This window comes from Cytophagales bacterium (assembly GCA_019456305.1).
GTDB lineage: Bacteria > Bacteroidota > Bacteroidia > Cytophagales > VRUD01 > VRUD01.
Map to the genome: position 1 here is coordinate 1 of VRUD01000009.1, position 17,668 is coordinate 17,668.

The window sequence follows — 17,668 nt, forward strand, 5'->3', positions numbered from 1 at the left end:
TCAATTTTAAAATTTGTGAAAAAATTGGCTGTCCGATTAAATTTTTTGTTGTACTTTTGTCCATGATAGTTTTTTTTTAGGCAAGAGTTGATAACTTGATGGGTTTAGGCTCTTGCCTTATTTTTTTTGCAAAGATAGTTATGTTTAATCCTAAATATTAATTGTTTTTATCGGACAACAGTGAAAAAAAATATATATTTGCAGCAATTATTACTATTAAAAGTTAGGATTTTTAATACGGAATTTTATACGTTTACATTTTTAATCAAACAATAGTAATTTTTTTATTAGTTTTATTTCATTTTTAACCTGTCCCGATTTTCTTTGTAGAGACGTTGCATGCAACGTCTCTACAAAGAAAATCGGGACGCAAACCTAATTAATCATGAGCGTAGAAGCATATTGTGTAAAGTGCAAAGCCAAAAAAACCATGAACAATCCTCAGCAGGTTACCATGAAAAATGGAAAACCGGCTACTAAAGGGGTATGTCCATCATGCGGTACCGGTATGTACCGTATAGGCAAAGCACAATAATCAGATTATATCCCGTCCCGGATACCCGGGACGGGATAATCTTTATTTTTAACCTATTTCCTGTGGAATAACGAACAAATTTCCTCAGGGTAAACTCATGCGGAGTCCTCCCGCGTACTCGTGCCTGTACGCCATAGTTAAGGCTGGAAAAAGTTTTGGTACGCAGGCGTGGAAACTTCGTAGTGGGAAAGTATAATCAGATTATAATGATCAGGGTAGGAAAGTTATTGAAAAAAATCAACGATCCGGAAGATCTTAAAAAGCTTGATAAGTCGCAACTTTATCAGGTTTGCAAAGAATTAAGGCAGTTTATCATTGACAATGTGTCAATGTATGGCGGACATTTTGGTGCAAGCCTCGGTGTGGTAGAACTTACGACTGCACTCCATTATGTATTTAATACACCAGATGATCTCATAGTTTGGGATGTAGGCCATCAGGCTTATGGACATAAGATATTGACCGGAAGAAGAGACGTATTTCACACCAACCGCATATATAAGGGCATTTCAGGATTTGCTAAAAGAAAAGAAAGTAAGTATGATGCATTTGGCGCAGGCCATGCGTCCACTTCAATTTCTGCCACTTTGGGGATGGCAGTAGCATCAAAATACAAAAAGGATGAAAAACGCCAGCATATAGCTGTTATTGGTGACGGAGCCATGACAGCCGGGCTTGCGTTCGAAGCGATGAATAATGCCGGAGTTACCAACACCAATTTGCTTATCATACTCAATGATAATTGTATGTCGATCGACCCAAATGTGGGTGCATTAAAAGATTATTTAGTAGATATTACTACTTCAAAGACCTATAATAAAGTACGGGATGAAGTCTGGAACATTCTGGGTAAGATAAGCAAATTCGGGCCAAATGCGCAAGAAATCGCTTCAAAAATTGAAAATGCGATCAAAGCCTCAATATTAGCTCAAAGCAATCTTTTTGAGTCATTGAATTTAAGATATTTTGGACCAATTGACGGACATGATGTCAACCATCTGGTAGATGTTTTGAATGACTTGAAAAATATTGCAGGTCCAAAAATACTTCATTGCATAACGGTAAAAGGAAAAGGCTTCGCTCCCGCAGAAAAAGACCAGACCAAATGGCATGCAACCGGTAAGTTCGACAAAATTACAGGTGAGATCTTTAAAAAAGTTCATGACACACCCCAGGCGCCTAAGTACCAGGATGTATTTGGTCATACGATTGTAGAACTGGCTAAGAAGAATGATAAAATTGTAGGGGTCACCCCTGCCATGCCATCCGGTTCATCGCTCAATATTATGATGAAAGAGATGCCTGACCGCGCTTTTGATGTGGGCATAGCTGAACAGCATGCCGTTACATTTTCTGCAGGCATGGCTACCCAGAGCCTCATTCCTTTCTGCAATATTTATTCAACTTTTATGCAGCGTGCTTATGATCAGGTGATCCATGATGTTTGTCTGCAAAATTTGCACGTGATATTTTGCCTTGACAGGGCCGGCTTTGCAGGTGCTGACGGGCCTACACATCATGGCGCCTATGACCTGGCCTATATGCGCTGCCTGCCGAATATGACCGTTTCTGCACCTATGAATGAATCAGAATTGCGGAACCTGATGTATACTGCGCAATTAGAAGAAACTACAGGTCCATTCACCATTAGGTATCCAAGGGGTCAGGGCGTGATGCCTGACTGGAGAAGGGAAATGAAAAAAATTGAAACCGGTACGGGAAGAATTATTACAGAAGGTGAGGATATAGCTATTTTATCCATTGGCCATGTAGGTAATTATGTAGCCCAGGCTTGTAAGATGCTTGAAAAAGATAGCATTTATCCCGCTCATTTTGACATGCGATTTGTTAAGCCGCTTGATGAAGATCTGCTCCACAAAATATTTAATAAATTTGACAAAATAATTACCATTGAAGACGGTTGTTTAATGGGTGGATTTGGCAGTGCTGTAATTGAATTTATGGCTGATAAGCGTTATAAAGCAGAAGTTAAACGGCTTGGAATTCCCGATAAAGTAGTAGAACATGGAGAGCAGATCGAGCTTTACAGAGAATGCGGGTTTGATTCTGAAGCGATTGCAGATACAATAAGGGCAATAATAGGTGTTGAGGTTGGTAGCGGAAGTAGAAATAGACAACTAGTGTAGCAACAATTTAGTTTTGCAACATTAATTTGTAATAAATAGATTCTTTCGTTATTAATCAACAAATGAAATAATATATTTTATGATTACAATATTGCGTAATTAAATTGTTGCTACACTAGTAACTAACATCCAGTAAACATAAACTACTATGTATTTAAAAATTTTATTATTACCTCTGCTCTTTCTCATTTTTTCTGATCAGGTTGATCTGGAAAACAGAGCGGCAAAATTATCAGTTGGCTCCTTAGCTCCTGAAATTGCAATGCAAAACCCTGATGGAGATACCTTGAAGCTATCTTCATTAAAAGGAAAGATCGTATTGATAGATTTCTGGGCTTCATGGTGTAAGCCTTGCAGGGCAGCAAATCCTGAACTGGTATATGTGTATCATCAATTCCACTCAAAAGGTTTTGAGATTTTCAGTGTTTCGCTTGATACAAAAAAGGAACCGTGGCTGAAAGCTATAGAAGTTGACAAGCTTGTATGGAAAAATCATGTGAGTGAATTGAAAGGGTGGAAATCAAAAGTTTCCGACCTTTATGAGCTGGACGGCATCCCGACATCCTATATATTAGATAGAGAGGGGAAAATTACCGCTTCAGACCTGGATCCGATAAAGATTGAAGATGAGGTAAGAAGACTTTTGATGAATGAAATATCCTTTTATCCTACAACCGTTTCTGATACAATATTTATCTCGTTGTCTGTAAAGTATAAAATAAAGAATGTTGAAGGTAAAACAGTAAAGAAAGGCGAGGGGGAAGCTATTGATGTGAGTGACCTGAAAGCGGGGGAATATACTTTGAATTTTGGGGATAAATCTGAGAAGTTCACTAAAGAAGCAGGCAGTAAGCAGTAGGCAGTTGCTGATTTTCACCTTTTTGATTATTTACTCTGCCAACAGTCGTAATTTAAGCAATTTCTAAAATCTCACGTATTGCATTGTTGATTTCAGATTTTCAAAACACTCTTATCCGGATAAGTGTATGTTTCAATGCTGTAAACTTTGGCTTGGTCAATAGCTTTGGAACCTATCATTGGTGAAATTATAATTGCGCGGGATACTTTCTTCTTTTCATGTTTTTCATAAAATTTTATTTTCCTTGCAAATCCTTCCACATCATCGCGGCTGAACGATGCGCTAATTTCACACAGGATAACCTGTCCATCGTGAATTATCACGTCAATCTCAACAGATGTGGGTGAGCGATAAACTTCGCCTTTTTTATCAATCTTTTCGTAGTTGATAACTTTTACCCCGAATGACTTCTCAAGTATTCCCTGAGTCCTTCACGGAACGAAAATTCAGAGTGACGTCCCCACCGATCTCCTATGGCTCCAATATTAACCGTATATTTCCGGTTCAGTTCACGGATGTCTTGCAATATTTCATTGATAATCTTTTGATTCTCCGCGTATTTTTTGTTATTTTCTTCTCTTTCTACTTCCCATTTTTTATTCCATTCTGCCCATTTCTTTTCCTGCGCCTCCCATTTCTTTGTTTGTTCTTCCCGGTCTTTTGCCCGGTTTTTTGCCTGTTCTTCCCGGTTTTTTGCCTGTTCTTTCCGGTCTTTTGCCTGTTCTTCCCGGTCTTTTGCCAGTTCTTCCCGACCTTTTGCCAGTTCCTGTAATATCTCTTTTATGCTTTTTTCTGTTTCTGTTCTGGCAGGATATTTATGGTTGACGAGCTCAAATATGGCATTCTTCACAGTTTCATCTTTTTTTATCCAAAAAAGCAACTGTTTATTAACTATATCTAATATTTGATGTTTAGTGTATTGCATAGTATTGTAACGCAAAAATACGTTTTTGTTTTCAATTTCTGCAAATTTATAGTAAAAAGTTTATACCTGTATTTAGCAATAAAAAAAGCCGCTCTCAATTTCTTAGCAAGGCTTAGAAGAGAATCAAAATGTTATACAAAAGCACTTTATATGTTAATCATTTCAGTAAAACTATTAATGAATAAATGGAACAATCAATTAGCTATTATAAATTAACAATGCCTTACCACTATTGTTTTTTAATATTGCCCAACGGACAGGGCTAAATACAGTGCGGGATTAATAGCATCGTACTGTCCTACGAGAACAAAGATAGTAGAAAGCACAGACCTTTCAAACTGCCACTTCACCCGCATTGAATTTAGCTGGTGTTACCTACTGTAGCCCGCCTATTCCTGCCGTTTCTCGGAACGTATAATTTCTTTCTGTTTTGTTCTTAAAATTTAAAAAAAGGAGGAGCGATTTTTATTTGATTTTCTACTACTGTTTCTGTTTACCGGAAAACCGTGCGGAGGGATTTTGCTCTTTGCCACCGCAGGTACGAGGATGAAAGCAAAAAGGAATATGTATACGAGATTGCACCGCACACCAAATGGGCGGCTGAATTAAAATGGACAAGGAGTTGAGGAACGTGTCACACAGTCCATCGTCTTAATATAAGAAAAAAACCTAACTACTCACTTTATCTTGGCCCCATAAATTTATCGCCATTAAAATGAATCATATGGTCAGGAGCATCAACAATCCATACTTCTGTTTCCCAAGCAATATTGGGAGAACGTTTTTTAAATTCAGTAAAGTCGGGGAAAGCCGTTACGTAAATTTTGTCAGCCATGCAATTTTTCAAAAATTCTTCCAACTCAAGTAATCGCTTGGGAGATACTGGCCCATGTGAAGTCACTGCTTCGATAAGAAACAGCCACTTTTTTTTAGGTTCATAAATTACAACGTCTGGTAATTTGCTATGTTTGTCGATGGGAATGCCTAATCCTTTGAAAGCTTCTTCGTTAACATATAAATCTTTCTTTGCTGTATCACCTAAATATATAAGGATTCCACCTTTTGCAAATCGAGGAGCAAATTGTTCTACAATAGCAGCTTGAACTTCATTGTGTTTTCCAGGGGAAAGTTTTAAAACCCTTCCGTTGCTAAGTTTTACAGGGATTAGAAAGGCTTCTCTTTTTCTGACGTATGCCTCTGTAAGTGCTCCTACTTGTGATATGAAAAGTTTAACAGCTTTTTCCCATTTTCGTGTTTTGAAGTAATGAATAGTATTAAGGGCAGCTTCTGATATAGCATAATGAGCCCTTGGACTGTTTACAGGCAAATTCGGATTGTCTGGGTTATAATCAACGATCCTTGCCTGAACAAACTGATGTAAAACTTGCCTTCTGAAAGTCTCTCTTGTGTTTGGAGCATAATTTTTCCCGTAATGTTGTTTTATAAACGACATTATTCCTTTTGAAATGCCTAAACTTTTTCTATTAGCATTACTCCAAATATCATTTTTTCTTAGGTTGCATAGAGCTAAAAGCGTTAATGCCGATATTTCATTTTGCTGAGGAGGAGGGAGGCCTAATTCTTTTAATATTTCCTTTGCTTCTTCAATCTTGTTCATAGGTTGCTGTTGTTATTTCAAGGGATTCGCTTACTATTTTGTTAACATGTTCAATGGAAAAATCATTGGATAGAATGATAATATTACCTATTTCCTTAATGGTTTCTAAAGGGGGTAAAGTCATTTCCCGAAGTTCTGTTGCGCTTACATTTACATTACCATTGAAAATTCTGAAATAAGTATCAAATAATTGACTATTAAGTAATGCACATAAACCGACCACTTCATTCCTCTCCAAATGGCCGTTTGGACGATAGATGTAATTTACTTTATTCTCTACTCCAATAAAATCAGCTTTAAGGTAATTACAAAAATAAGGTGCCGCGATTAGTCTGTTTTTATCATCTTTGCTACTAAAGCGTCTTAGAAGAATATAGTTTTTATTAGGTATTAGGATTGGGTTTGTTTCATCCTGAATCAAAACATATTGTCCTTTATTCGGCTTAGGAATAGGCCATTCAAGAATCATTTGTTTTACATTATGCAGCCAAAATAGTGGCGCTAATGATATACTGTCATTTTTATAATTATCCTGAATATAATTTCTGGCTCTGAATGCCACAACTGGCCCAGTTGAAATCTGTATATTGTATTTGATCAAGTTACCTTCCCAGTCTTTGAAAATGTGTAAAATGGATTCTTCAAAATCGTTTGTAGGCAAGTATAAAAATTTCCCATTGGTAGCTATGTCAATAAGTTCTTTTTGAAGAAAAGATTTTGTTTGGGGTATGGTTATATCCTTTAATCCGTTAGAAGAAGATACTACCACTTGGCCGTTATTCTTATCTGTGTTTTTCCTTCTCGTTCCTTTAATAATTACAGTTTCTTGTAAAACCTTATCCCTGTTAAATGTGTCTTTACGTGAAGCAAATAAATGTACCTTTTCCAGATCTATTAGATTAAAGAAAAATTCACGAAATGTTTTAAAGTAATTGCCTGAAGCATAACTACGTGGAGTGATAAAAATTAATTCTCCGTTTTCTTTTAGGAGTCTGCCTGATATAGCCATAAACATTGCATAAATATTCGGATGGCCGTTTACAACAACTTTAGCAGCTTTTGTTCTTTTGTCTTCTATTGAAAGTTTAAAGTATGGTGGATTTGAGATGATAATATCAAATGGTTCAACTTTTTTTGAGAATAAGTCAGCATTTTCGTTTAAACAGTCAGCATTGGCTAAAACATAATCCTTTATATGCAAGAGATATTGTAAAATGATACCTTTTTTCTCAATCCAGTTCTGTAAGTATTCCAAAGACTTTTCGGCATAGGGTACAAGAACACTGTCTGTTTCATATACAATAATTTCAATAATACGTAGATTTTTGTTGTTCTCAGCAAGATACTCAATTAGTGCACATGTTAATATTGCTGTTCCACAACCTGGGTCAAGGATGCGAATAGATTCATCATTACATTCTGAAAAAGAAGCCATTAAAGAAGCAATTTCAATTGGAGTAAAGAATTGCCCTTTTTCCTTTTTATGTTCCTGGGTAACTGAACAAGCATAATCAATCCCCAATTTGTCAGCATAATGGCTGGGCAATTCATCTGTAAAAGGTTGTATGGTTTTGTTATTTAGCATTCCGATTTTTCGTAAAATAATTGATTTTCTTTTCTGCAACTTTCATTGCTTTTAAAGCCAATTCTTCATCTTGTACCTCATAAACCAGTTTATCGCTTAAAAAGGCAACAAGAAATGTATTTTCATCAGCTTTAAAAAACTCAGCGAATCGTATTACCTGATTTTTTGTCGGTATTCTTTCTCCTCGCTCAATCTTACTGAGTAAAGCAGGGTCAATTTCTACTTCTGCTGCTACTTGCCTAAGTAATAATCCTCTTTTTTCTCTTAGATTTCTTAATATTTCTCCTATACTTTTCATTTGAAAATATTTGACCTGACAAATTTTGTCCAAAAGTAAATAAATGCTTCGGAAATATTACAAAATTTAAAGAAAAGTTTTCCACATAATTATTAACTATCAACAAAGTCTTTATGAATGTGCTTGCTGTGCGGAGATAGAAAATCAAATAAAAATCTCCGAGGGCGGGCTTTTTTAATTTTTCTCTTCAGTCCAGGCAATTGTCAAAGAACCATTGTCGTTTCTGTCCGTGATTACGTGTCGAAATACTAAAAAGTCACTCGTTTTATACTATTCGGTTTTTAGGCGGGCTATTGTAGGTAACTCGTTATATGCGTGACAAATATACCATTATTAGTCAAAATCTCTGGGCTATGCCAATGTTTTTTATGGCTTATCCGGAAATTTAAGTAAACCATGCTCGCCCTCTTCCACTAAAGTATCAAACGGGCTTTTGATCTTTATTAACTCTTTTTTTGTTACATGTGTATATATTTGAGTCGTCTCCGGTTTGGCGTGGCCTAATAATACCTGTATGTATCTCAGATCAACTCCATCTTCCAACATGTGCGTGGCGTAACTGTGTCTCAGGGTATGCGGTGTGTTACGTGCTTTCTGACACCGGCTTCTTTCACTGCACGCACTAATACGTTACGGGGTCTGGCTCCAACGAACCCCATCTACCCGCTTTACTATTGCTAGCAGATAGCGGTCATAATCAAAATCAATCTTTATTTATACAAAATTTATTTAAAAGTAAGCTGTTTGATATTCTTACCCTCCACTTTAAATAAATTATATGATTTGGAAGAACGGTAATACATAAGCGCGATCAAATCAGTACTATCAAAAGGCTTTTCAATGATATTATTTCCTGAAAGATCATATAGATAGGTTTTTCTTTCAACCTTATCATGGATTGCATAAATCTCTGTGGCAAAATTATAATATTGAACTGCAAAGTTTGAGATAGAGGATTGGTGAGAATACAATTTTTCAAATATCAGATCAAGCTTCTTATCAAAAAGCGCTAATTTATTACCCTGTTGCATCACAATAATCCAATCTTTTTGTAAAACATCGATACACAATCCAAAAGTCGTTTGTTTTTCCTGTCTTATTTCCTTAATTTCCCTTGTGAGCTGCTTACTTGAAATGACCTTTCCTGCGAGATTAAATTTAACAAGCGAGCCATGGGTGGTAACCGTTGTAAAATAAGTATTTGAAAAGTCTAACCCTTTTTTAATATATAAGGGGCTTATCGTGTGGTCTTTCAGATCAAGCGGGAATCCATTGCGCATCTCTCCCCTTCTGTTCATAATATTCACAATACCATTTTCATGTACAGCAATGATGCAATCCTTGTCTGCCACTTTTATGTGGGTAACCGGGGATGACAACTTACAGCTTGAGTTGTGAGCCATACATAATTTTTTAGGGTTCCATCCTTCCAGGTTCTTACCTTCTTTGTTATACATATAAATATTCCCATTATCGTCAGAAACCAGGAACCTGTAATTTTTGTTGTTATCGTAATCGATCACTGATAATGTTTGTATTTTCTCATTCTTTGTAACAGGGAGATTGATAGGGTAATGTTTAACCATACTCCCTTTTCTGTCAAAAGCATAAATCTTATCTGGCGTTGCAAAGAGATATTGCAGCTTGGCATTCTTATACAGGTCTACCTGGAAAACATCACTTACAATTGGCTCTCTTAACGATTTTTTCCACAAAATTTTCCCACTTTTTGATAACAAATAAATCTGGTTATGAGAATCCTGTACAAAAATTTCCAGGCTATTATCGTAGTGATTTTTCACTATATAAGGTTTTGTCATGGCAGGGAAGTCTAATTCAACATTGGTTTTCACAACGACATTTGTCCCCGGGTAACTCGGGGTAAAGGGATCCTTAGCCTTGCCATGACTTTCACCTTTTTGATATTTTAAAACAAGGCTGGTATAAAATTTATAGTCCCGGGTTTCGGAAATGACGCTTTCCTGTTCGGATATTATAGAGGTGGGTGGTTCTATATTCGCAAACTGTAACGCCATGAGGTCAAACCCCGTCCACTTTGCTTCATCCTTTTTCCCTGGTCCGCTATTTATTTTTGGGATGTTAATAATCAATGTCAGGTTAGCTTCAGAGATGCTCTCATCAAGAAATAAATTTTGTTGAATATTCTTACCCCAGGTGTTTTCTTCTTCAATATTTTTGATAAGCGTTTCAATTGCTTGTTGGCTGTTGGCCAATACTATATAATCGTGAACAGGTGCAAAAAAACATCTTTCAAAGCCAATGAAAGGATTTCCAAAAATCTTATACGGAAATTCTTTGATATTCAACAACCTGATATTTATACCCCGATATGAATCGTTATCTGTTTTTCCCTTTATCTCCCTTGTTCCCTTCAACCGGGTTGCATTAGCAAGCATTATTAATTCGTCAATTACTTCATTGATTTTTTTTACCTTAAGAAAAAGAAGTTTATCTATAACACCACGGGTACCCGGGGCTTTTTTCCCCTCTATTCCCTTCATTGGTTGGAGCAGACACAATCCAATCTCATTATCGAGCCGGTTAAAAATACTGCTTACATCAAACCCATATTCTTTCAGCAAATGAGTTGTTTCCTCAACATACTCCTTTCCCCGGTAATCTGCTAATGACTGCTTTAATTTTATTCCGTCATCAAAGCCATAATGCAATAAAACTGCCGTATTGTTTGGAACAATTTTTTTTAATGAAAACGCCTGGGGTGATTGATCTATAAACACTGATAAATAGTGTCCGGAAGTGAATCCATTGAGCAGCAATTTATTTTCACTGGTAGAAAGGTCCAAAACTGAAGCAATAGCGAATTTCCCGCTCACTAAATGAGTAAGATATGAACCAGGTGATGGTTCTAAATTTACGCTTCCACCTGCCTGCCCTGAGAAGCTGCTTTGCGGGCGGGCAGGTAGAAGCGCTGACAGTAATAATGGGAGTTTTTTGCAGTTCACGTAAACACGAATGCCCCCTCCTAAATCCCCCATTCCCCCATTCCTTCCCGAAATGGTGAATGGGTGAATCGGTGAATCGGTGACTTGTCTTCCGCGTTTCTCCGTTTCTCCGATTCCCCGTTTCTCCGATTCAAGGAAGCTTGGAAGGGGGCTATGGGAGCTGTTGATCTTACGAATGGCATCTTCAATTAAAAAAGGAGTATCAGCAGCGATAAAATAGTTTCTGTATATGATATAAGCTAATCTGAATCTATCTTCAGCGCCTGCCTGCCATCCTTTTGCCACTTCTCTGGCCTGTCCGCCAGACAGGCGGGCAGGAAGGCCGGTAATTTCAGTTATCCTGAATCCCTTAAAATTCCTGGCCTTTAGCTTAAATTTCAGATCAGTTTTGAATTGTTTCAGCAGATATTTAACCATCTTTTTATCACTTGATCTTTTTATTGGCAAAAAAAGCAGGTAATCAAAATCAAGGTGGCCTTCTTCAGAAAGGCCGTTTTTGCCGTTAATGTGCAGAGAGATAGTTAGGCGCTTGTTTCCGAAGAGATCAACTAAATTATTTTGCGTTTCTCCCCCGAGTACTCGGGATCCTTTCCCCGTTTCAACAGTTTTAGGTGGGACTGGAGAAAATGCAGGATAGTTAGTCATTAATCTGTCAAAAACGCTGAGTGCAGCGGATATTTTCTGCAAAAAAGGAGTTCTTTCTAAATCTATCCAGATGGGATTTTTATTAAAGTCTTTCCATTCTTTTGATAAATCCGAAGATTCAATAATAATAACTGCATCGTCAGGAATAAGTGTCCATACCTCTGTGTGGCTGGGCAAATACCATCTGTCGTATAGAAAATACCCGGCAATACAGGTAAGTAATACCAATATGAGTGTAATAATAATCTTTTTCACTAACCGCAAATTTTTTTACAAAATTATTAATTTCTACATTTTTCTTACTAAATTGCATTTTTATTACGTAAACAATTAACAAATGAATAAGATATGGAAATATAAGCGCGGGGCGCATAACGCAGCGCGTCCTGAGTACCCGGGGCGCATAGTGCCCCGCCAGTTGGCGGGGCTATTCGCATTATATTCAATTGTAGTATTACTCTCTTCCTGTTTTAAAGTGCGGGAACCAGAGCCCTCTAATACTCAGTCTAGCCAATCAGGATGGATTAGCCCAACCGAAGTTGGTATTCTGGTAGAAAACCTTAGTTCGGCTGTTACACAGCCCAATACATCTAATTACGAGCGATGTTTTAATCCTGAAAGATTCGTTTTTGTGCCTGAACCAACTGTTGCGGGTGGATCTGATGGAATATTTACAAATTGGGCATTTGCTGATGAAAGTGCATATTTCATTAATCTCAGTAACAATATTATTTCAACATCTTTAAATAGTTTAGTATTTACAAACACAAAGATATTAAATACCGTTGATTTTACGATAGATTCCGTGGAATATACTGCCGATTATGAACTTACTTTATATCAAACGGATACTTTATCTACTAATAAAGGCAATTTGAGATTCATTTTGGTTAGAAATGATAATAATGAATTCTATATATATTCATGGCAGGATAATAAGGTTAATGATATAATTCCAAGCTGGACAGATTTAAAAGCAAATTTTATTAATTAGCTCCGGGTTATTTGGGATCATAAGTTGATTAAAAAATACGTCATTCGCAAAAAAAGATTTAATGATTAGTGATGCGCATAGTCAGATACATAAAAAAATTTATCCTGTTTGTTTTCATACCGCTCTCCTCTTGCAACCCATTTGCTCCCGGATTGGATGATGTAATTATTGATCAGTGTGACAGAAGAACTTTTGATGGCTTTTTTGAGTGTTTTAAAAATGCATACGAATTACAGGATTCTACACTTTATGGTCGGCTTGTTGCCCCGGATTTTATTTTTACCTATATTGACTTTATAAACAATACAGAGATCAAATGGGGCAGAGATGTTGAAATGCGCTATACTTACAATATGTTCAGACAGGTAAAATCTACCAGCCTGCAATGGAATTACTACATCATTGCAGATACTTCGATCTCTGATACCCTGGCAAGTGTTGAAAGGGCATTCAATTTGTTCATTTTTCAGGATGATCAAAATGTTTTCAGAGGAACGGGCAGCGCTGGTCTCATCTTAACAAGAAAATCTAAAGAAGATTTTTGGAAAATGGCTTCATGGTATGATAAGAGTGATTTTTAAATATGGAAAATGGTTTCAAAATCAAGAATTAATATCCATCTTCCATTTTCCATTATCCATCTTCCATAATATTATCCAACGCATCATCTAACACTGCATATTGAAATTGAAATCCTTTTTTCTGGATTTTTGCCGAAGAAATTTTTGAGCCTCCGACCAAAACCTCACCCATTTCACCAAGAATAATTTTTAAAACGAATTTTGGTATATTGGGCAGCAACAAAGGCCTGTGCAGCTTCTTAGCTATTGCTTTGGTTAATTGAGCATTGGTGACTGGCTCAGGCGCAACTGCATTATAAATTCCTTTTATTTCGTCATTTTCTAATGCCCAAATGAACATTTTACATAGATCATCCAAATGTATCCACGACAGGTATTGCCTGCCAGAGCCGAGCGGTGCGCCTATAAAATATTTAATTGGTTGAGCCATCTTAGGCAATCCTCCTCCCTTTCGTGTCAATGCCATTCCGGCAATTCTCAAAACAACGACCCTTATATTTAATCCTTCAACCTGATGAATCGCATTTTCCCAATCTCTGCACAAATTCCCAAGAAAATCATTGGTAACGGGAGCTTCTTCCGTGATAAGCTGATCACCCGTATCACCATAATACCCTATTGCAGACGCAGAAATTACAGCTTTAACCTTATTTGAAATTGTTTTTAGCTTTTCGTATAATAATTTTGAACTCAAAATCCGGCTGTCATATATTTCTTTCTTTCTTTTTCTATTCCATCTACTCTCTGCAATACTTTCGCCTGCAAGATGAATGATATGGTCTGTGTTTGATAATGCATCATTTTCTATATATTGATCCTCAACACGCCACAGGTATGTGGGGACCTTCGGATTATCCGGCTTGTGCCTGCTCAAATAGCATACTTCATAACCTTTTTCAAGCAATAGCTCAGTCAACCTTGTGCCGACCAGGCCGGTGCCTCCGGTGATTAGGACAGTGGGATTCATATATTTACGATTTAAGATTTACCTGCCCGCCTTACATTGAACTCATTTACAATTCTTTCTCAACAAAGCCCGCAACCTTCATAAAATGCCTGAGCAAACCAATTTTAAGTGGCTTGTTTTTGTGAACCGGAACCGAAATTCTATCCTCCCTGCCTGTCTTACCGAACACATGATGGCTTCCCTTAATCCTCAATAGTTGCCAGCCCTGTTTTTCAAGTGCTTTGCAAAACTCTTTACCTGAAATCTGTTTCATACAACAATTTCAATAACATTTGCTTTTTCTTTCTTCCCTGGCTTTGCAACATCCACCGAGAGGCAGGCATCCACCGCTTCGTAAATGTTTTGCAATAATTCCTGAAATGTTTCTCCCTGCGTAGCACATCCTTTGATAGCAGGCACCTCAGCCCAATAGCCGCCTTCTTCGGCTTCGTGTATTATTACTTTCAATTTCATTTTGTTATTTTTTGCAAATTTACTCATTTCTTTCCGCTCATCTGTAAATAATCTTCTAAATTTTTAAGCAGTTGCTTTTTGAAGTTTCTCTAAGCGAGGACTGGGAAGAATGCACCATTGGCGTGAACGAATACGAATAATTAGTATATTAGCATCGGTTAATTTTTTTATTTAATTGATTCCTTTTATTTTTGCATCGGTCTGCGTACGGTACGACAGGCAGCAAAGTAACTAACTAAATTTTAATCAAATCATGAAGTACTTTTCATCAGTATTTACGATACTATTAATAATTTGTAATATATCGTTTGGTCAGCAAGTGACCGTAGAAGAAATAGAAGAGATCATAAACAAAGTGCCCAGAACAGGATTGGCCACTATATTGGAATTGGATAAGAAGTTTGTGGAAAAACTATGGTCAAAACACCTCAAAAAATATGGCGCCAAGGTATCTTCATCTAAAGGTATGTATACAGTAGAAAGCGTGAATATCTCCGGTATCTCAAACAGGCCGATCCGTGTGATCTCAGGTGTAAAAAGCACCGGTAAGGGCATGCGGGTATGGTGGGTGCTTGACCTGGGTGATTCTTACGTAACTAAATCGGAAAATAAAAGCGCCTACAATGCTGCTGAAAAGATCATGCATGATTTCGGAGTAAAGGCATACCGGGAAGATATAAATATCCAGATAGAAGATGCTGAAAAGCTGCTGGGTAAAATGGTAAAAAGTTACGAAAAAGAAGTTAAGGAAGGAATAGACCTGCAAAAATCGGTTGAAAGAAACAAAGAGGAAAAAATCCGCCTGGAAAATGCCATTGTAAAAAATGCAGATGATCTGGAGCAGCTACTCAAAGATATAGAACAAAATAAAAAGGACCAGGTACAGTCGCAGGAGGACGTGGAAAAGATGAAAGGCTCTGTGGAGGGAGTGAAGGCGAAGCTTGCAAAGGTGTATTAACAGCAACTTCACATTTGGGCATCTCTAAAAACTACACCATACATTCCCCTCTATCAAGAGGGGCAAGGGGTGTGTTTTAAAAAATATGTAGTTTTTAGAGATGCCCATTTATCAACAGCCATTGTTAGAATCCAACTTTCCTAAACCTCTGAGGTTTAGGAAAGTTTAAGGAACTATCACTCAACCACCAACAACCTCGCATGCGTCAACAGCCAACGTTTTGGTAATTCTCCTTTGTTGGCAGCAACCTGGTAATCGTTGTAACTGCAGGGGACGATAGAATTTCTTGGTTTCTTTCCGGATGGATTGGGTACTTCCAGCCACCACTTGTCTGTGAATTTGTTTTTATAAAAGACCATGTCGGAAAGATCATCTTTACCCGCATACGCCCCCTTGGGTATTGTAACAAGATATTTTTTGTAGTCTTCGCTGTCAAAATCAAGCTCATTTCTACGATTATAAAAACCTTCTGTAAAATACCAGATCATCGTGGCAATAACGGAAGCGGTTTGTTTTTTGAGGTCTTCATTTGGATTATATTCATAAAATCCAATGGAGGTTAGCCTGTCATTCAGACCGGCATACCAACAGATCTGGCAGGCTTCTTCTCCGGTTAATCCAAAAGGTTGGGCGTTTAAATTGCCGGGGGCATCGGCCTGCTTAATTGCCGTAATGTCAAAGCTCATCATATCTGCATTCCTGATCACAGGCTCTGTTTCCTCCATATTTTCTCTTATCTGTCCTACCCTGTAAGACTCAAAATGCAGCGCTTCAAGCGAAGCAATAGAGTCCTGGTCGGTCAGATAACTTTGATAAGCCAGATGGCTGAAATTGAACAGAAATTTTGGCTCATAAGTGAGCAGCCGGTAGGTATGATGTCTGCACATTTCTACAGCCCCCCCTAAATCCTCCACGCCACTATTCCTTATCGAATCGGTGAATCGGTGAATCGGTGAATCGGTGAATCGCTTCGTTTTCCTTTTCTCCATATCAAGCATGGCATCTACGTTAAGCACGCTTATGAGCTTTTCAGCGCCCTGGTATGCTAAAAACTGCCCGTAGTCCAGGTCATGGCTGCCGCCTAAGATAATTGGCAGAACCTTATTATTGATCAAGGTCTCACATACCTCCTTTAATCTCAGGTATGTTTTTTCTAAATTTTCTGCAGGTTTTAGATTTCCCAGGTCTGTAATTTTATATGCCCCTGTGCCTAACTTGAGATGGTATAATTTCCTTCTTATTTCATCCGGCCCCATGGAAGTCCCTTTATTGATGATGGTGCCCCTTTCTTCGCAAACACCCAAAATGGCTATATCACTGTCTTTCCAACGTGCCTGGGCAGATTTGAGACCAGAAACTTTCTCAGTATTTACGGTTATGTTATTATACCAGTTGTTTGTCCCCTGGCAGGGCTTAATTACATTTTCATTAACCGGGGTGAAAAATTTTGCTAAATTCATTGATAAAAAAAATATTACAAGATGGGAAGGTAACGGTTTAGCTAAATTGCATTTAAATGCGGTTTATGTTTTGTTAGTGGCTGGTTTTATTTAACTATTAACCATCTCTTTTAAATCAGCATTTTTATTTCTAAGATCCAAACCACCTTCATATACGGACTTTAAATTCACAAGAAAAAATGACCAACCGGAATCACAACCCAAACGAATACTACGTTTTGATTCATCATCAGTAGGAATATTCTTTTGAGTTAACTCCACCACAACATATTCATTTTGTTGCGATAGTTTGATATCTACCAAGCATTTACCAGCAAATGTAAATTGCAAAAAATCCTTTCCATTTGCTTCAGTAATTCCCCCTTTTTCTACTATATCATATAAATACCAAGACCATTCATAAGTATGATTTTTTTTTATATTACTTTCTCTTTCAATGGGGTTAGTATTTTCGTCATAATAATTTGCCTTACTCAAAAACCACTTTTCAATTTCGGATGGTTTTGCCCACGAATCATATATGTCAGAAAGTTTTGCTTTTACTGCAATTCTCTTTGTAAAAGTAGTCCAGTTGAAATTTTTCATCTTTATTATTTATTGTTTATCAATTAATATCGTTATACTTGCCACTAACGGCCAGTGTATGGCATATTGGGAGT

17 protein-coding genes are annotated in these 17,668 nt (G+C 37.3%); 5 read left to right on the plus strand and 12 right to left on the minus strand.

All coding sequences use genetic code 11. From position 1 onward, the window contains the following. Window positions 1–738 precede the first annotated feature (738 nt). A complete protein-coding gene (locus FVQ77_03055; GenBank protein MBW8049320.1) occupies window positions 739–2,682 on the plus strand; it encodes a 1-deoxy-D-xylulose-5-phosphate synthase in 1,944 nt (647 codons plus the stop codon). A 148-nt stretch (window positions 2,683–2,830) separates the two neighbouring features. Next, entirely contained in the window at window positions 2,831–3,541 is a 711-nt protein-coding gene (locus FVQ77_03060; GenBank protein ID MBW8049321.1) for a redoxin domain-containing protein, read from the plus strand. Between the two features lie 92 nt (window positions 3,542–3,633). Here FVQ77_03060 and FVQ77_03065 read toward each other — a convergent pair whose 3' ends face one another. The 7 genes from FVQ77_03065 to FVQ77_03095 form a co-directional block, all read right to left on the minus strand. Continuing rightward, window positions 3,634–3,960, minus strand: coding sequence for a hypothetical protein (locus tag FVQ77_03065; GenBank protein MBW8049322.1), 327 nt, complete (start codon window positions 3,958–3,960; stop codon window positions 3,634–3,636). Further along, window positions 3,936–4,466, minus strand: coding sequence for a DUF3782 domain-containing protein (locus FVQ77_03070; GenBank protein ID MBW8049323.1), 531 nt, complete (start codon window positions 4,464–4,466; stop codon window positions 3,936–3,938). Before FVQ77_03070 ends, FVQ77_03065 begins: the two co-directional genes overlap by 25 nt. Before the next feature lie 682 nt (window positions 4,467–5,148). Next, window positions 5,149–6,084: a restriction endonuclease gene (locus FVQ77_03075; protein ID MBW8049324.1), complete on the minus strand. Its 936-nt coding sequence runs from the start codon at window positions 6,082–6,084 to the stop codon at window positions 5,149–5,151. Continuing rightward, window positions 6,071–7,669 (minus strand): N-6 DNA methylase, encoded by a 1,599-nt coding sequence (locus FVQ77_03080; protein MBW8049325.1) that lies wholly within the window; start codon window positions 7,667–7,669, stop codon window positions 6,071–6,073. Before FVQ77_03080 ends, FVQ77_03075 begins: the two co-directional genes overlap by 14 nt. Further along, complete coding sequence (locus tag FVQ77_03085) at window positions 7,659–7,967, minus strand: helix-turn-helix domain-containing protein (GenBank protein ID MBW8049326.1); 309 nt, start codon at window positions 7,965–7,967, stop codon at window positions 7,659–7,661. The genes FVQ77_03080 and FVQ77_03085 overlap by 11 nt, the downstream gene beginning before the upstream one ends. A 366-nt stretch (window positions 7,968–8,333) precedes the next feature. Beyond that, a complete protein-coding gene (locus FVQ77_03090; GenBank protein ID MBW8049327.1) occupies window positions 8,334–8,594 on the minus strand; it encodes a tyrosine-type recombinase/integrase in 261 nt (86 codons plus the stop codon). 98 nt (window positions 8,595–8,692) lie between these two features. Further along, window positions 8,693–11,851 carry a hypothetical protein gene (locus FVQ77_03095; GenBank protein MBW8049328.1) on the minus strand — a complete coding sequence of 1,053 codons (3,159 nt, stop codon included), beginning with the start codon at window positions 11,849–11,851 and terminating at the stop codon, window positions 8,693–8,695. Between the two features lie 82 nt (window positions 11,852–11,933). On the opposite strand from FVQ77_03095, the gene FVQ77_03100 reads away from it, so the two are divergent. After that, window positions 11,934–12,590: a hypothetical protein gene (locus FVQ77_03100; protein MBW8049329.1), complete on the plus strand. Its 657-nt coding sequence runs from the start codon at window positions 11,934–11,936 to the stop codon at window positions 12,588–12,590. Between the two features lie 71 nt (window positions 12,591–12,661). After that, window positions 12,662–13,171 (plus strand): hypothetical protein, encoded by a 510-nt coding sequence (locus FVQ77_03105; GenBank protein ID MBW8049330.1) that lies wholly within the window; start codon window positions 12,662–12,664, stop codon window positions 13,169–13,171. Window positions 13,172–13,223: 52 nt separating this feature from the next. Here FVQ77_03105 and FVQ77_03110 read toward each other — a convergent pair whose 3' ends face one another. The 3 genes from FVQ77_03110 to FVQ77_03120 are packed head-to-tail and all read right to left on the minus strand — an operon-like array spanning window position 13,224 to window position 14,591. Beyond that, the gene (locus tag FVQ77_03110; protein ID MBW8049331.1) at window positions 13,224–14,138 is read right to left on the minus strand and encodes a TIGR01777 family protein; all 915 of its coding nucleotides are present in this window, start codon (window positions 14,136–14,138) and stop codon (window positions 13,224–13,226) included. Between the two features lie 46 nt (window positions 14,139–14,184). Then, window positions 14,185–14,391, minus strand: coding sequence for a type II toxin-antitoxin system HicA family toxin (locus tag FVQ77_03115; protein MBW8049332.1), 207 nt, complete (start codon window positions 14,389–14,391; stop codon window positions 14,185–14,187). After that, entirely contained in the window at window positions 14,388–14,591 is a 204-nt protein-coding gene (locus FVQ77_03120) for a type II toxin-antitoxin system HicB family antitoxin (GenBank protein MBW8049333.1), read from the minus strand. Before FVQ77_03120 ends, FVQ77_03115 begins: the two co-directional genes overlap by 4 nt. A 253-nt stretch (window positions 14,592–14,844) precedes the next feature. Between FVQ77_03120 and FVQ77_03125 the strand changes: the two genes are divergently transcribed. Then, complete coding sequence (locus FVQ77_03125) at window positions 14,845–15,549, plus strand: DNA repair ATPase (GenBank protein MBW8049334.1); 705 nt, start codon at window positions 14,845–14,847, stop codon at window positions 15,547–15,549. 176 nt (window positions 15,550–15,725) lie between these two features. On the opposite strand, the gene FVQ77_03130 is transcribed toward FVQ77_03125, so the two are convergent. Together FVQ77_03130 and FVQ77_03135 are read right to left on the minus strand one after the other, a co-directional pair. Beyond that, window positions 15,726–17,009, minus strand: coding sequence for a formimidoylglutamase (locus tag FVQ77_03130; protein MBW8049335.1), 1,284 nt, complete (start codon window positions 17,007–17,009; stop codon window positions 15,726–15,728). Window positions 17,010–17,099: 90 nt separating this feature from the next. Further along, window positions 17,100–17,594 (minus strand): SRPBCC domain-containing protein, encoded by a 495-nt coding sequence (locus FVQ77_03135; GenBank protein MBW8049336.1) that lies wholly within the window; start codon window positions 17,592–17,594, stop codon window positions 17,100–17,102. Window positions 17,595–17,668: the final 74 nt, after the last annotated feature.

What these genes read in the sequence shown, in the direction of transcription:
- FVQ77_03060 (MBW8049321.1), top strand. Translation starts at nt 2,831, where the DNA reads ATGTATTTAAAAATTTTATTATTACCTCTGCTCTTTCTCATTTTTTCT.
- FVQ77_03070 (MBW8049323.1), bottom strand. Translation starts at nt 4,466, where the DNA reads ATGCAATACACTAAACATCAAATATTAGATATAGTTAATAAACAGTTG.
- FVQ77_03075 (MBW8049324.1), bottom strand. Translation starts at nt 6,084, where the DNA reads ATGAACAAGATTGAAGAAGCAAAGGAAATATTAAAAGAATTAGGCCTC.
- FVQ77_03080 (MBW8049325.1), bottom strand. Translation starts at nt 7,669, where the DNA reads ATGCTAAATAACAAAACCATACAACCTTTTACAGATGAATTGCCCAGC.
- FVQ77_03085 (MBW8049326.1), bottom strand. Translation starts at nt 7,967, where the DNA reads ATGAAAAGTATAGGAGAAATATTAAGAAATCTAAGAGAAAAAAGAGGA.
- FVQ77_03100 (MBW8049329.1), top strand. Translation starts at nt 11,934, where the DNA reads ATGAATAAGATATGGAAATATAAGCGCGGGGCGCATAACGCAGCGCGT.
- FVQ77_03105 (MBW8049330.1), top strand. Translation starts at nt 12,662, where the DNA reads ATGCGCATAGTCAGATACATAAAAAAATTTATCCTGTTTGTTTTCATA.
- FVQ77_03110 (MBW8049331.1), bottom strand. Translation starts at nt 14,138, where the DNA reads ATGAATCCCACTGTCCTAATCACCGGAGGCACCGGCCTGGTCGGCACA.
- FVQ77_03115 (MBW8049332.1), bottom strand. Translation starts at nt 14,391, where the DNA reads ATGAAACAGATTTCAGGTAAAGAGTTTTGCAAAGCACTTGAAAAACAG.
- FVQ77_03120 (MBW8049333.1), bottom strand. Translation starts at nt 14,591, where the DNA reads ATGAAATTGAAAGTAATAATACACGAAGCCGAAGAAGGCGGCTATTGG.
- FVQ77_03125 (MBW8049334.1), top strand. Translation starts at nt 14,845, where the DNA reads ATGAAGTACTTTTCATCAGTATTTACGATACTATTAATAATTTGTAAT.
- FVQ77_03130 (MBW8049335.1), bottom strand. Translation starts at nt 17,009, where the DNA reads ATGAATTTAGCAAAATTTTTCACCCCGGTTAATGAAAATGTAATTAAG.
- FVQ77_03135 (MBW8049336.1), bottom strand. Translation starts at nt 17,594, where the DNA reads ATGAAAAATTTCAACTGGACTACTTTTACAAAGAGAATTGCAGTAAAA.